A 14,543-nucleotide genomic window follows, 5' to 3' on the forward strand; every position below is an offset into this window, starting at 1 on the left:
TGATCCGACCGCACCTGCGCTGATCTGGCGGTGGCCGGAGCGTCGGCCAGTCGAAAGGCGATGGCGCAATATTGGCTTTGCGCGTGCGGCCTGCTCTATAGTCTGCCGCATCGCCCGAAACGGACATCATATCCATGGCAGAGTACTCGGCCCTTTCGCTGCTCGCGAACGCGCTCAAGGGAAACAAGGACTGGAAGCCGGCCTGGCGCAAGCCGGACCCGAAGGCATCCTACGACGTCATCATCATCGGGGGCGGCGGGCACGGGTTGTCGACCGCCTATTATCTCGCCAAGGAACACGGCATCACCAATGTCGCGGTGCTGGAAAAAGGCTGGCTCGGCTCCGGCAATGTCGGCCGCAACACCACCGCCGTGCGCTCCAACTATCTGCTGCCCGCCAACACCCGCTTCTACGAGCATTCGATGAAGCTGTGGGAGAACCTGTCGCACGATCTCAACTACAACGTCATGTTCTCGCAGCGCGGCTGCCTGAACCTGGCGCACACGCCGGCCCAGTTCGACGACTATGCACGGCGCGGCAACGCCATGCGCCATCTCGGTGTCGACGCCGAACTGATGACGCCGGCGCAAATCAAGCGCCTGATCCCCGCGCTCGATATTTCCAGTGATGCGCGCTTCCCCGTGGTCGGCGGCCTGATGCAGCGGCGCGCCGGCACCGCCCGCCACGACGCCGTGGCCTGGGGCTATGCGCGCGGCGCCGACCGGCGCGGCGTCGACATCATCGAGAATTGCGAGGTCACCGGCTTCCTGCGCGACGGCGACCGCATCACCGGCGTCACCACATCACGCGGCGACATCCGCGCCAAGAAGGTGGCGGTCGCGGTGGCCGGCAGCACCGGCCGGGTGATGCAGCTTGCCGGCATCGAGACGATGCCGATCGAGAGCCATGTGCTGCAGGCCTTCGTCACCGAATCGCTGAAGCCCTTCATCGATACGGTCGTCACGTTCGGCATGGGCCATTTCTACATGTCGCAATCGGACAAGGGCGGCCTCGTCTACGGCGGCGACATCGACGGCTACAACAGCTACGCCCAGCGCGGCAACCTGCCCATCGTCGACGAGGTGATGAGCGAGATGCTGGCGCTGTTCCCGGGGCTTGCCCGCGTGCGCATGCTGCGCTCCTGGGGCGGCGTCTGCGACATGTCGATGGACGGCTCGCCCATCATCACCACCGGGCCCCTGCCCGGCATGTATCTCAACTGCGGCTGGTGCTATGGCGGCTTCAAGGCGACGCCCGCCTCCGGCTGGTGCTTTGCCTGGACCATCGCCAAGGACGAGCCGCATGACCTCAACGCCCCCTTCACGCTCGACCGCTTCCATCGCGGCCTGGTGATCGACGACAAAGGCCAGGGCGCCAATCCCAGACTGCACTGAACAATATCTCTCCAAGCAAGGCTTCACCGAGCAAGGCTGCACCAGGAATATCCGATGTTGATCACTTGTCCCTATTGCGGCCCGCGCGACGTCATCGAGTTCACCTACCAGGGTGACGGCAACCGCGAGCGTCCCGACCCCGCCTCGCAGAACTTCGAAGCCTGGAACGCCTATGTCTATGACCGGCTGAACCCGGCCGGAGACCACAACGAGATCTGGCAGCATTCCGGCGGCTGCCGCGCGCATCTCAGGGTCGTGCGCAACACGCTGACGCATGAGATTTCCAGCGTCGCCTTCGCACGCGGCGACCACGGCCCGGTCGCGCGTCGCAAGGCGGAGGGCAGATCGTGAGCCCGCGCCGGACCGAGACCGGCGGCCGCATCGACCGGCTGAAGACCATCCGCTTCACCTTTGATGGCGCGTCCTACACCGGCCATGCCGGCGATACGCTGGCTTCGGCACTGCTGGCCAACGGCGTCACGCTTTACGGGCGCTCGTTCAAATACCACCGCCCGCGCGGCCTCCTGACAGCAGGCGTGGAAGAGCCGAACGCGCTGGTGACGGTGCTGAAGGGCGAGGTCCGCGAGCCCAACGTCGCGGCGACCATGGTCGAGCTTCATGACGGGCTGGTCGCCGTCAGCCAGAACCGTTTTCCGTCTCTGGCCTGGGACGTCAGCGCCGTCAACCAGCTCGGCGGCAAGCTCCTGTCGGCCGGCTTCTACTACAAGACCTTCATGGGTCCGGTGATCGGTCCGCTGAAGGGCACGCGCTTCTGGATGTTCTGCGAGCATTTCATCCGCCGCGCCGCCGGCCTCGGCCGGGCCGGTTCCGCCGCCGACCCGGCGCGCTATGAGCGCATGAACGCCTTTTGCGACGTGCTGGTGGTCGGCTCCGGCCCTGCCGGGCTGACGGCCGCCAAGGCCGCTGCTGACCAGGGCGCGCGCGTCATGCTTAGCGAACTCGATCCACGTTTCGGCGGCTCGGCCAACTGGTCGAACGAGACGATCGATGACCTGCCGGCGGCCGACTGGGCCAGGCGAACCGTGGCCCAGCTCGAGGGTTACGACAACGTCCGGCTTCTGCCGCGCACCACGGTCTGGGGCTACTACGACAGCAATACGCTTGCCGCCCTTGAGCGCGTCACCGATCACAAGGAGACACCCGGCAAGGGCGAACCGCGCCATCGCTATTGGGCGATCCGCGCCCGATCGGTGGTCTTGGCCACCGGCGCTTTCGAACGGCCGCTCGTATTTCCGGGCAATGACCGCCCGGGCGTGATGCTGGCGCATGCCGCGGAGCGCTACGCCAACGAATTCGGCGTGCTGGCGGGGCAGACGGTCGCGCTGTTCACCAACAATGACAGCGCCTATCGCTGCGCCCTGGCGCTGAAGAAGGCCGGCGCAAGGATTGCCGCGATTGTCGATGTCCGCTCCGAGCTTTCGGGCGAAATGCGCAAGCTGGCCGAGGAGACCGAAGCCGAGATCTTTCCCGGCCATGCCGTGATCGCCACTGAGGGCGGCAAGGCGCTCTCCGGCGTCAAGCTGCAGCGCTTCGACATGACCAACGGCACGTTCACCGGCGATTCTCGCAGCATCCATGCCGACTGCCTCTTGATGTCGGGCGGCTGGTCGCCAACCATCCATCTGGCCAGCCAGGCCGGCGCCAAGGCGCAGTGGAATGCCGCCCGACAAGCCTTCCTGCCGCCGAAGCCGACGCAGAACTGGATTGGCGCCGGCGCCTTCACCGGCAGCTTTTCCACGGCCGAAGCAATGATCGAGGGCCGCGCCGCGGGCCTTGCCGCGGCAGGCGCGCAAGCCACGCCGGCCGCACTGCCCCCGGTCGAAGCCGTAGCTTGCGATCCCGATCCGGCGCCGGTGTTCGAGATCAGGGCCAGCGGCAAGAGCTTCGTCGACTTCCAGCACGACGTGACGTCGGAGGACGTGCGGCTGGCGCACCGCGAAGGCTTCGTCTCGGTCGAGCATCTGAAACGCTACACCACGCTCGGCATGGCGACCGACCAGGGCAAGAATTCCAACGTCCCCGGCCTGGCCATCATGGCCGAGGCGCTGGGCAAGCCGATCCCGGAAGTCGGCACGACGCGCTTCCGGGCGCCTTTTGCACCGGTTTCGATCGGATCACTGGCGGCGGAGCGCTTCGGCGACCTCAAGCCCGAACGGCTGACGCCGATGCATGACTGGCATGTCGCCAATGGCGCAACCATGTATTCCGCCGGCCTGTGGTACCGGCCGATGATCTACGGCCTTGCCGGCGAAACGGTCGAGCAGGCCTATGTGCGCGAGGCCAGGGCGACGCGCGAAAGCGCCGGCATCGTCGATGTCTCGACGCTGGGCAAGATCGCGGTGCAAGGTCCGGACGCGGCCGAATTCCTCGACCGTGTCTACACCAACATGTTTTCCACGCTGGCCGTCGGCAAAGCGCGCTACGGGCTGATGCTGCGCGAGGACGGGCTGGCCTTCGACGACGGTACCACATGGCGGCTCGGCGAACAGGATTTCCTGATGACCACCACCACGGCCAATGCCGGCAAGGTTATGCAGCATCTGGAATATTTCCTCGATGTGGTCTGGCCGGAGCTCAAGGTTCATGTCACCTCCGTGACCGACCAGTGGGCGGGTGCCGCGATCGGCGGGCCGAAAGCCAGGCAGATCCTGGCCGGCTGCGTCGTCGGCACCGCTGTCGACAATGCGGCGCTGCCGTTCATGGGCATCGTGCATGGCCAGATCGCTGGTGTGCCGGTGATGATCTGCCGGCTGTCCTTTTCCGGCGAAATGGCGTTCGAGGTCTATTGCGGCGCCGACCATGGCACGCATGTCTGGGAAGCGCTTATCGAGGCCGGCAAGCCGTTCGGACTGGTAACCTACGGACTGGAAGCACTGGGCACCATGCGCATCGAGAAAGGCCATGTGACGGGCGCCGAGATCGACGGCCGCACCACGGCGCGCGACCTGCATCTCGACTGGATGCTGTCGAAGAAGAAGCCGTTTATCGGCTCGGCGATGATGGACCGCGAGGGCCTCATCTCGCCCGACCGGCTGGAACTTGTCGGCCTGGTCTCGCTCGACAACAGGCCGCTCAACGGCGGCGCGCATATCGTCGAGGAGCTTGACGAGTCCAACCCGCACGGCTCCATCGGCCACATCACGGCCTGCTGCTATTCGCCGGCGCTCGGCAAGCACATCGCGCTGGCGCTGATCAAAGGCGGCAAGGCCAGGCACGGCTCGCGCGCCCATGTCTCCGATCCGCTGCGCAACCGGTTCGGACCGGTCGAGATCGTTTCCAACCACTTCTACGATCCGGACGGGAGCCGCATGCATGGTTGAGCGCCTTTCACCGCTGGAACCGGAATTCCATGTCGGCTCGCACGGCAATTTCGAACATGGTGTCGAGGTCATCCTGACCGAGACGAGACCGGGTTCGATCGTGCAGCTCGCCGCCTGGCCGGGCGAAGAGAAGAAACTGATATCAGGCATCCGCGCCGTCACCGGGCTTGCGTTGCCCGACGGTGCCGGCGGTGGCGCCACCAATGGCGCCAAATCGGCATTCGGTTTCGCACCGGGAAAGTTCACCGTAGCCGACGAAGCCGAGGGGCTGGCCGCGGCTTTCGCGGGCGTGGTGACCCCCGCCATCGGCACGGTGACCGATCTTTCGCATGGCCGCACCGCGATCCGCATCGCCGGTCCGAAGGCCGAATGGGTGCTGGCGAAGTTCTTCGCCATCGATTTCGCGCTGCCGGCCTTCCCGCTCGGCGCCGGCCGCTCGACCACCCATCACGATGTCTTCGCCCAGGTCCAGCGCACCGGCGGCGACCAGTTCGACATCTACGTCTTTCGCTCGTTCGCGCGCTCCTTCTGGAAGGCGCTGTGTCACGCCAGCGAGGAAGTCGGCTACGAGGTCCAGTAGGCTCGGGGTCGACGAATTCTGGCATCAAGGCCGGCCGGCTCTGACGCTACAGCAATGCGCCGGCGGCCGTCATACTGGCATGACATGGCCGTCAAGCCGGTCCGAAGGGTAACAAAACCCGTCTCCAGAATCCGCGCATCCGTTTGGTTCGAATATCTCCATGACCGCAGAAATATCCGCCGGCGTCACCGATCGCGCCGATGTGCCAGCCAGAGCCCTGCTCCTGCTGCCGCTGACGGTCGCCTGCGGCGTGTTCATGACCAGTCTCGACCAGAATGTCGTGGTGACGGCGCTGCCCGGCATCAGCGAAAGCCTTGGCCGTCCACCGAGCCAGCTTGGCCTGCTGATCACGGTCTACGTCGCCAGCCTGATCATCTCGATGCCGCTCGGCGGTTGGGCTGCCGACCGCTTCGGCCTGCGCAACGTCTACTGCTTTGCGCTGCTGGTATTCGCCGCCTCGTCGGCGCTGTGCGGCCTGTCCGACAACATCTGGACGCTGGTCGGCGCCCGCGCGCTGCAGGGCTTCGGCGGCGCGCTGATGGGCACGCTCGGTCAGGTCGTCATCCTGTCGACCTTCCCTCGAAGCCGGACGCTGAAGATCAACATGTATATCTCGCTGGCCGGCCAGTCCGGCCCGCTCGTCGGTCCGCTCGTCGGCGGCGCGCTGACCACTTACATTTCCTGGCGCTGGATCTTCTTCATCAACGTGCCCTTCGCGCTGGCCGCGGCTGTCCTTGCCGCCTCGCTGTTTCCGACGGTGACCAAACCCGTGCGCACACCGTTCGATTTCCCGGGCTTCCTGCTGGTCGGCAGCGGCATGGTCCTGCTTGTCTTCGGCATGGATTCGCTGGCGGCGAAAGATGCGGCCGCCGGCGTGATCGCGGCCGAGCTTGCCCTGGCGCTGGTCATCCTGACGGTCGCCTCGTTCTATTGCCTGCGCGTGCGCAATCCCTTGCTCGACCTCAAGCTCCTGCGCATCCGCACCTTCCGCATCTCCTTCCTCACCGGCGGCGGTCTGGACACGATCGGCCTCAGCTCCGTCGTCTTCCTGCTGCCGCTGATGTTCCAGCTCGGCTTCGGCATGAGCGCGGTACAGGCGGGATCGCTGACCTTCGTCGCCGCGGTCGGGTCGGTGGTCATGCGTGTCTTCATGCCTCGCCTGCTCAACCGCTTCGGTTTCCGCCGCGTGCTGGTTTTCAACACGCCCGTCGTCGCGGCCATGGTTGCGGGCTTTGCCCTGATGCAGGCGACCACACCGGTGTGGATCGTGCTTGCCTACATCTTCATCTTCGGCGTCTTCCGTTCCGCGCAATGGGCGTCGACCGGCAACCTTGCCTATTCCGACATCGCGCCCGATCAGCTCGCCCGCTTCAGCGCGCTCTATTACATATTGTGGCAACTGGCGGTGGCGATCAGCGTCGGCCTGGCCGCCGCGGCACTATCGTTTCTGGCCGGCGGCGGCCCGGCCGTCGCCAATGACTTCCGGATACTGTTCGTGATCGAGGGTGTCATCACGCTGTGCGCGCTATCAGCCTATCTCAAGCTGACGCCGCAGGATGGCGCCCATGTCAGCGGCCATGGCGCCCAGATGAACACGGAATAGCGGATGTCGCAGCGCAGCAGCGGCCTACTCGCTGAACGTCACCCATTCCTCCAGCGGCACGCGGTCGGTTCGGAAGGCGTTTTCGGGCTTCGACGTATCTTCATAACCGAGCGCCATGCCGCAGACGACGATCTCCTCGTCGGGAATGCCGAGCACCGGCCTGATCTGCCGGTGATAGGGCGCGAACGCCGCCTGCGGACAGGTGTGCAAGCCCCTGCCCCGCGCGGCAACCATGATGTTCTGCAGGAACATGCCGTAGTCGATCCAGGAACCCTGGTTAAGCCGGCGGTCGATGGTGAAGATCATGCCGACCGGCGCGTCGAAGAAGACGAAGTTGCGGTCGTGCTGGGCACGCATCTTGTCGACCTCGCGGCGACCGATGCCGAGCGCGCCGTAGAGCCCGAAACCGTTGGCGCGGCGGCGGGTCAGGTAGGGTTCGAAGAACTGCGTGGGATAATAGCGATATTCGTCCCAATCGGCCTTTTCAGCACGGATGCCGGAATTCAGGATGGCATCCGATATCCGCTGCTTGGTGTCACCCTTGGTGACATAGACCCGCCATGGCTGCATATTGGTGCCGGAAGGGGCGCGTGCCGCGACCGCCAGTATGTCGCGGATCGTGTTGTCGTCGACCATGTCGGGCAGAAAAGCGCGCACCGACCGGCGCGATACGATCGCGTCGTCGACGATCTCGGCATCAACCGTGATTCGAGCCTTCTTTCCAAGCATGGGCCGTCCTTACCCTGTGTCCCGATCGGACGTCCCCACTCGCCGCTCGCGGCCGAGCCTTTGCATGAACCGCCAAAATCGCGCAAGCAAATCTTGTGCACCCGTGAAAATCCGCTTGATTTTTTCACCGCTTCGGCATCTCATGAAATTTGATGGGATTTTTTCACGAGAGCGCGATTTGCCTCCAACTACAGCGAAAGCATTGCAGGGAAATTACGAGCGATTGCTGGCCAGCGACATCAGGGCGCTGCGCAAGGCGCGAGGGTTGACGCTCGCCGAGATCGCCCTGAAACTCGGCCGGTCGGTCGGCTGGGTCAGCCAGGTCGAACGCGGCCTGTCGACACCGTCGCTCAGTGATCTCCGGGCTTTCGGCGAACTGTTCGGCGTGCCGGTCAGCCTGTTCTTCGGCCACGACGTGCCTGTCGAAAGCGAGCGCGGCGCGGTCGTGCGGGCCGGCAGCCGCCGCACCCTTGGCACAAGCGAATCCGGCCTCATGGAGGAGCTTCTGTCGCCCGATCTCGGCGGTAGCTTCGAGATGCTGCGTTCCGTCTTCGCGCCGGGCGCTGAGCTCAAGAGCGAGGCGCGTCGGCCGACCGAAGAGGCTGGATATGTCGTGTCGGGGACGTTCGACATCGAAATATCGGGGACATGGCATCGGCTCGGCGAAGGCGATTCCTTTCGCTTCGAGGGCAAGCCATTCCGCTGGCGCAATCCGGGAATGGAGCCGGCGGTCGTCATCTGGGTGGTTTCGCCGCCAGTTTATTGAATGAAATTGGACCAAGGGTTGGAGAAGAACATGGCCGGTTTGCCGAGCACGGCACGCGTGGTGATCATCGGAGGCGGTGTCGTCGGCGCCTCCTCGCTCTACCATCTCGCCAAGGCGGGCTGGACCGACTGCGTTCTCCTGGAAAAGAATGAACTCACCTCCGGCTCGACCTGGCATGCCGCCGGTAACGTGCCGACCTTCTCCTCGTCCTGGTCGCTGATGAACATGCAGCGCTATTCGACCGAGCTCTATCGCGGGCTGGCCGAGGCCGTCGACTATCCCATGAACTACCATGTCACCGGCTCCCTGCGGCTTGCCCACACGCAAGAGCGCATGCAGGAGTTCCAGCGCGCCAAGGGCATGGGCCGCTACCAGGGCATGGACATCGAGATTGTCGGCACGGACGAGATCAAGTGCCGCTATCCCTTCATCGAGACGCATGAGCTGAAAGGCGCCCTCTACGACCCGAGCGACGGCGACATAGACCCGGCGCAGCTGACCCAGGCGCTGGCCAAGGGCGCGCGCGACATGGGTGCCCGGATCATACGCTTCTGCCCGGTGAAAGGCGTGCGCCGCGACAAGGACGAATGGGTGGTCGTGACGCCGCAAGGCGAGATCCGCTGCGAGATCGTCGTCAACGCCGCCGGCTACCGTGCCGCCGAAGTTGGAAAAATGTTCGGCCGCGAGGTGCCGATGATGGTGATGAGCCATCAGTATATCCTGTTCGAGGAGATCCCCGAACTCGCGGCATGGTCGAAGGAACAGGGCAGAAAGTTGCCGCTGCTGCGCGACGTCGATACCTCCTATTATCTGCGCCAGGAAAAGAACGGCATGAATCTCGGTCCCTATGAGCGCAATTGCCGCGCGCATTGGGCTGGTCACAACGACCCGATGCCGGAGGATTTTTCCTTCCAGCTTTTCCCCGACGATCTCGACCGGCTGGAACACTATCTGGCAGACGCCGTCGCCCGCGTGCCGATCCTGGGTACCGCCGGCCTGTCCAAGGTCATCAACGGCCCGATCCCCTATGCGCCGGACGGCAATCCGCTGATCGGGCCGATGCCGGGCGTCCCCAATGCGTTCGAGGCCTGCGTCTTCACCTTCGGCATCGCGCAAGGCGGCGGTGCAGGCAAGGTGTTGGCCGAATGGGTCACGCAAGGCCAGACCGAATGGGACATGTGGTCTTGCGACCCGCGCCGCTTCACGTCCTTCGCTTCGGCTCCGGATTACTGCGTTGCCAAAGGCATGGAGATCTACGGCAACGAATACGTCATCCAGTTTCCGCGCCATGCCTGGCCGGCGGGACGCGACAGGAAATTGTCGCCGATCCATGATCGCATGAAGGCGTTCGGCGCGCGCTTCGACGCCTATAATGGCTGGGAGCGCGCCACCTGGTATGCGCAGGATGGCGACGACGTCTCGGAGGAAGCAACGCTCACCTTCCGTCGCGACGGGCCGTGGCAGCACCGCGTGCGCGAGGAATGCCTGGCCGTCCGCGACGCCGCCGGCATCCTCGACCTGCCGGGTTTTTCGCGCTTCAACCTCGAAGGTCCGGGCGCCGCCGAATGGCTTAGCCGGCAAGTGACCGGCCTCGTGCCGAAGCCCGGCCGCATCGGTCTCGTCTATTTCTCCGACGACAAGGGCCGCATCGTCACCGAAATGTCGGTGGTGCGCCACGGCGAGGAATCCATGACGCTGATCACCGCGGCGGTGGCGCAATGGCATGATTTCGAATGGCTGAAATCGCACATGCCCGTCGATGCGACTTTCAAGCTGATCGACCGGACCGAGGAATTCTCCACCCAAACCCTGGCCGGACCCAAGTCGCGGGAAATCCTCGCCGCCGTCTGTGAGGCCGACCTGACCTTGCCCTGGCTCACGCATCAGGAAACCAAGATCGCCGGGCGCTGGGCGAAGCTGGTCCGCGTCTCCTTCGCCGGCGAACTCGGCTGGGAAATCCACACCAGGGTCGACGACACCGCCGCCGTTTTCGACACCATCTGCGCGGCGGGACAGCCGCACGGCCTGAAACCATTCGGCATGTACGCGCTGGATTCGTTGCGGCTTGAAAAGGGCTATCGCACCTGGAAAGGCGACCTCTCGACCGACTACTCGATCCTGCAAGGCGGGCTCGAGCGGTTCGTCAAATGGGACAAGCCCGAGTTCCGCGGCAAGGCGGCGCTCCAGAACGAGAAGCAGCAGGGCGTCAAGAAGCGCTTCGTCACGCTGGTGGTCGAAAACCCCGGCGATTGCGACGCCCCCTACATGTCGACGCTGTGGCATGACGGCCAGATCGTCGGCGAGACGACGTCGGGCGGCTGGGGCCATCGCGTCGGCAAGTCGATCGCGCTCGGCATGCTGCGTGCCGATCTGGCGGAGCCCGGCACCGCCGTGGAGATCGAGATCTTCGGCGACCGTTTCAAGGCGGTCGTGCAGAACGATGAGCCCTTGTGGGATCCGAAGAACGAAAGGTTGAGAGCCTGATGCCAAAACCATCATCGCGCATTTCAGGCATCGTGCCGTCGGGCAAGGATGGCTGGGAAGTCCACTTCGCCGCATGGGCCCGCAAGGAAGCCGGCGAGGACATCATCATGCTGTCTGTCGGCGATCACGATTTCGACACACCTTCCGAAACGATCGAGGCCTGCGTGACCGCGGTTCGCGGCAGCAATCACCACTATACCCCTTTGCCCGGCCTGCCGCGCCTGCGCAAGGCGATGGCGGCGGCCTCGGTCGCCTGCACGGGCGTCGGGACGACCCCGGACCAGGTCATCGCCACGCCGGGCGGCCAGGCGGCGCTCTACGCCGCCGTGCAGGCCGTGCTCGATCCGGGCGACCACGCGATCGTGGTCGCGCCATACTACGCGACCTACCCCAACACCTTCAGCGCCGCGGGCGCGACCTTCACGGTTGTCGAGACGCCGGCCGAGGACGGTTTTCAGCCCCGCGCCGACATGATCCGCGCGGCACTTCGGCCGAACACGCGCGCCATCCTGATCAACACGCCGAACAACCCGACCGGAGCCGTCTATTCGCGCGAACGGTTGGAACAGCTGGCCGAGGTCTGCCGCAAGCACGATTTGTGGCTGCTGTCCGACGAAGTCTACTGGACGCTCGGCGGTGGCGAGCACATCTCGCCGCGTTCCCTGCCCGGCATGGCCGAGCGCACGCTGGTCATCAATTCCATGTCCAAGAGCCACGGCATGACCGGCTGGCGCATGGGCTGGCTGACCGGCCCCAGCGAGATGATCTCGCTGCTGACCAACCTCAATCTGGTGACGACCTACGGCCTGCCGGCCTTCATCTCGATCGCCTGCACCCAGGCGCTGGAGAAGGGTTATGGCGTGAAGGAAATTGCCGAACGCTATGCGGCGCGACGCGCCGTCCTGCTCGACGCCGTGCGCGGCATGAACGATGTCGGCGTGCGCGGCTCCGAAGGCGGCATGTATGTCATGCTCGACATATCGGCCGTCGAATCCGACGACGAGAAATTCGCTTTCGCCTTCCTCGACAAGGAGAAGGTCGGCGTCATGCCCGGCTCCAGCTTCGGCGAGGCCGCGGCCGGACATATCCGCGTCAGCCTGTGCCAGCCGGAACCCGTCTTGCGGGAAGCAGCGCTCCGGCTGCGCCGCTTTGTCTCCAGCTACCGCCGCGAGGCCGCATGAACACCCCTTCCCCCAGAACCATTCCCGCCAAGGCAAGGGCCGTCATCATCGGCGGCGGCGTTTCGGGCTGCTCGGTCGCCTATCACCTGGCCAAGCTCGGCTGGACCGACATCGTCCTTCTGGAGCGCAAGCAGCTGACCTCGGGCACGACATGGCATGCCGCCGGCCTGATCGGCCAGTTGCGCGGCTCGCAGAACATGACGCGGCTGGCGAAATATTCGGCCGACCTCTACGTCAAGCTGGAAGCCGAGACCGAGGTCGGCACCGGCATGCGCCAAGTCGGCTCGATCACCGTCGCGCTGACCGAGGAGCGCAAGCACGAGATCTACCGTCAGGCGTCACTCGCCCTCGCCTTCGATGTCGACGTGCGCGAGATTTCGCCCAGGGAAGTCAAGGAGATGTACCCGCATCTCAACGTGTCCGACGTCGTCGGCGCCGTGCATCTGCCGCTTGATGGCCAGTGCGACCCCGCCAACATCGCCATGGCGCTAGCGAAGGGCGCGCGCCAACGCGGCGCCACCATCGTTGAAAATGTGAAGGTCACCAAGGTCCACACCAAGGCAGGCCGCGTCACCGGCGTGTCCTGGGCGCAGGGTGAAGAGCAAGGCACGATCGAGACCGACATCGTCGTCAACTGCGCCGGCATGTGGGCGCGCGAACTGGGCGCCCAGAACGGCGTCACCATCCCGCTGCACGCCTGCGAGCATTTTTACCTCGTTACCGAGCCGATCCCGGGGCTGAGCCGCCTGCCGGTGCTGCGCGTGCCCGACGAGTGCGCCTATTACAAGGAAGATGCCGGCAAGATGATGCTCGGCGCCTTCGAGCCAGTGGCCAAGCCGTGGGGCATGGATGGCATCCGTGAGGATTTCTGCTTCGACCAGTTGCCCGAGGACATGGACCATTTCGAGCCGATCCTGGAAATGGGCGTCAACCGCATGCCGATGCTGGCCACCGCCGGCATCCATACTTTCTTCAACGGCCCCGAAAGTTTTACGCCCGACGACCGCTACTATCTCGGCGAGGCGCCGGAACTGCGTGGCTACTGGATGGCGACTGGCTACAATTCGATCGGCATCGTCTCGTCAGGCGGCGCCGGCATGGCGCTGGCACAGTGGATCAACGACGGCGAGGCACCGTTCGACCTGTGGGAAGTCGACATCCGCCGCGCCCAGCCTTTCCAGAAGAACCGCCGTTACCTCAAGGAGCGCGTCTCCGAAACGCTCGGCCTGCTCTATGCCGACCATTTCCCCTATCGCCAGATGGCGACGTCGCGCGGCGTGCGCCGTTCAGCCCTGCATGAGCATCTGAAGGCGCGCGGCGCCGTGTTCGGCGAGGTCGCCGGCTGGGAGCGCGCCAACTGGTTCGCGCGCGAGGGACAGGAGCGCGAGTACCGCTATTCCTGGAAGCGGCAGAACTGGTTCGACAACCAGCGCGAGGAGCACCTCGCCGTCCGCAACAAGGTCGGCCTGTTCGACATGACCTCGTTCGGCAAGATCCGCGTCGAAGGCCGCGACGCCTGCGCCTTCCTGCAAAAACTCTGCGCCAACAACATAGACGTGGCGCCGGGCAAGATCGTCTATACGCAGATGCTCAACCGGCGCGGCGGCATCGAGAGCGATCTCACGGTGTCGCGCCTGTCGGACACCGCCTATTTCCTCGTCGTGCCCGGCGCCACGCTGCAGCGCGACCTTGCCTGGCTGCGCAAGCACGTGACAGATGAGTTCGTCGTCATCACCGATGTAACCGCAGCCGAAAGCGTTCTCTGCCTGATGGGCCCGGATGCGCGAAAGCTGATCCAGAAGGTCAGCCCCAACGACTTCTCCGACGAGAACAATCCGTTCGGCACGTTCCAGGAGATCGAGATCGGCATGGGCCTCGCCCGCGCCCACCGTGTCACCTATGTCGGCGAACTCGGCTGGGAGCTCTATGTCTCGACCGACCAGGCGGCCCACGTCTTCGAGGCGATCGACGCGGCCGGCGCCGATGTCGGCCTCAAGCTGTGCGGGCTGCATGCGCTCGATTCCTGCCGCATCGAAAAGGCTTTCCGCCATTTCGGTCACGACATCACCGACGAGGACAATGTGCTGGAAGCCGGCCTCGGCTTCGCGGTGAAGACGGCCAAGGGCGATTTCATCGGCCGCGACGCGGTGTTGAAGAAGAAGGAAGCCGGGTTGAGCCGCCGGCTGATCCAGTTCCGGCTGAAGGACCCGCAGCCGCTTCTCTTCCACAACGAGGCGATCCTGCGCGACGGCAAGATCGTCGGTCCGATCACCTCAGGCAATTACGGCCACCATCTCGGCGGCGCGATCGGGCTGGGCTATGTGCCCTGCCAGGGCGAGACCGAGGCGGATGTGCTGGCCTCGTCCTATGAGATCGAGATCGCCGGCGAGCGGTTTGCGGCGGAGGCATCGCTGAAGCCGATGTATGATCCGAAGGCGGAACGGGTGAAGATGTAGCGCGGTTTT

General features: G+C 64.9%; 10 protein-coding genes. 9 read left to right on the forward strand and 1 reads right to left on the reverse strand.

All coding sequences use genetic code 11. From position 1 onward, the window contains the following. The first annotated feature begins 134 nt into the window (after positions 1-134). The 5 genes from FJ951_RS17770 (at position 135) to FJ951_RS17790 (ending at position 6,918) form a co-directional block, all read left to right on the forward strand. Positions 135-1,394, forward strand: a complete 1,260-nt coding sequence (locus tag FJ951_RS17770; protein WP_140495627.1) for a sarcosine oxidase subunit beta — start codon at positions 135-137, stop codon at positions 1,392-1,394. 54 nt (positions 1,395-1,448) lie between these two features. Then, entirely contained in the window at positions 1,449-1,745 is a 297-nt protein-coding gene (locus tag FJ951_RS17775) for a sarcosine oxidase subunit delta (RefSeq protein WP_140516363.1), read from the forward strand. Then, positions 1,742-4,735: a sarcosine oxidase subunit alpha gene (locus tag FJ951_RS17780; protein WP_140516365.1), complete on the forward strand. Its 2,994-nt coding sequence runs from the start codon at positions 1,742-1,744 to the stop codon at positions 4,733-4,735. The genes FJ951_RS17775 and FJ951_RS17780 overlap by 4 nt, the downstream gene beginning before the upstream one ends. Further along, positions 4,728-5,315: a sarcosine oxidase subunit gamma gene (locus FJ951_RS17785; RefSeq protein ID WP_140516367.1), complete on the forward strand. Its 588-nt coding sequence runs from the start codon at positions 4,728-4,730 to the stop codon at positions 5,313-5,315. The genes FJ951_RS17780 and FJ951_RS17785 overlap by 8 nt, the downstream gene beginning before the upstream one ends. A gap of 160 nt (positions 5,316-5,475) precedes the next feature. Next, positions 5,476-6,918, forward strand: coding sequence for an MFS transporter (locus FJ951_RS17790; RefSeq protein WP_140516369.1), 1,443 nt, complete (start codon positions 5,476-5,478; stop codon positions 6,916-6,918). Between the two features lie 24 nt (positions 6,919-6,942). Here the strand turns inward: FJ951_RS17790 and FJ951_RS17795 are convergent, their stop codons facing one another. Continuing rightward, positions 6,943-7,647, reverse strand: a complete 705-nt coding sequence (locus FJ951_RS17795) for a nitroreductase (RefSeq protein ID WP_140516370.1) — start codon at positions 7,645-7,647, stop codon at positions 6,943-6,945. A gap of 223 nt (positions 7,648-7,870) precedes the next feature. Here FJ951_RS17795 and FJ951_RS17800 point away from each other — a divergent pair, with 223 nt between their 5' ends. The 4 genes from FJ951_RS17800 to FJ951_RS17815 are packed head-to-tail and all read left to right on the forward strand — an operon-like array spanning position 7,871 to position 14,534. Beyond that, the gene (locus FJ951_RS17800; RefSeq protein ID WP_181167629.1) at positions 7,871-8,413 is read left to right on the forward strand and encodes an XRE family transcriptional regulator; all 543 of its coding nucleotides are present in this window, start codon (positions 7,871-7,873) and stop codon (positions 8,411-8,413) included. A 30-nt stretch (positions 8,414-8,443) separates the two neighbouring features. Continuing rightward, complete coding sequence (locus FJ951_RS17805; RefSeq protein ID WP_140516372.1) at positions 8,444-10,897, forward strand: FAD-dependent oxidoreductase; 2,454 nt, start codon at positions 8,444-8,446, stop codon at positions 10,895-10,897. Next, on the forward strand, positions 10,897-12,078 hold the full coding sequence (locus FJ951_RS17810) for a pyridoxal phosphate-dependent aminotransferase (protein WP_140516373.1): 1,182 nt from the start codon (positions 10,897-10,899) through the stop codon (positions 12,076-12,078). Before FJ951_RS17805 ends, FJ951_RS17810 begins: the two co-directional genes overlap by 1 nt. Next, entirely contained in the window at positions 12,075-14,534 is a 2,460-nt protein-coding gene (locus FJ951_RS17815; protein WP_140516375.1) for an FAD-dependent oxidoreductase, read from the forward strand. The genes FJ951_RS17810 and FJ951_RS17815 overlap by 4 nt, the downstream gene beginning before the upstream one ends. Positions 14,535-14,543: the final 9 nt, after the last annotated feature.

Origin of the sequence: Mesorhizobium sp. B2-2-3, from assembly GCF_006442405.1 — a bacterium.
Classification (GTDB): Bacteria; Pseudomonadota; Alphaproteobacteria; order Rhizobiales; family Rhizobiaceae; genus Mesorhizobium.

Coding starts and splice junctions, on each gene's coding strand:
- FJ951_RS17770 (WP_140495627.1), top strand. CDS start 135: ATGGCAGAGTACTCGGCCCTTTCGCTGCTCGCGAACGCGCTCAAGGGA.
- FJ951_RS17775 (WP_140516363.1), top strand. CDS start 1,449: ATGTTGATCACTTGTCCCTATTGCGGCCCGCGCGACGTCATCGAGTTC.
- FJ951_RS17785 (WP_140516367.1), top strand. CDS start 4,728: ATGGTTGAGCGCCTTTCACCGCTGGAACCGGAATTCCATGTCGGCTCG.
- FJ951_RS17790 (WP_140516369.1), top strand. CDS start 5,476: ATGACCGCAGAAATATCCGCCGGCGTCACCGATCGCGCCGATGTGCCA.
- FJ951_RS17795 (WP_140516370.1), bottom strand. CDS start 7,647: ATGCTTGGAAAGAAGGCTCGAATCACGGTTGATGCCGAGATCGTCGAC.
- FJ951_RS17805 (WP_140516372.1), top strand. CDS start 8,444: ATGGCCGGTTTGCCGAGCACGGCACGCGTGGTGATCATCGGAGGCGGT.
- FJ951_RS17810 (WP_140516373.1), top strand. CDS start 10,897: ATGCCAAAACCATCATCGCGCATTTCAGGCATCGTGCCGTCGGGCAAG.
- FJ951_RS17815 (WP_140516375.1), top strand. CDS start 12,075: ATGAACACCCCTTCCCCCAGAACCATTCCCGCCAAGGCAAGGGCCGTC.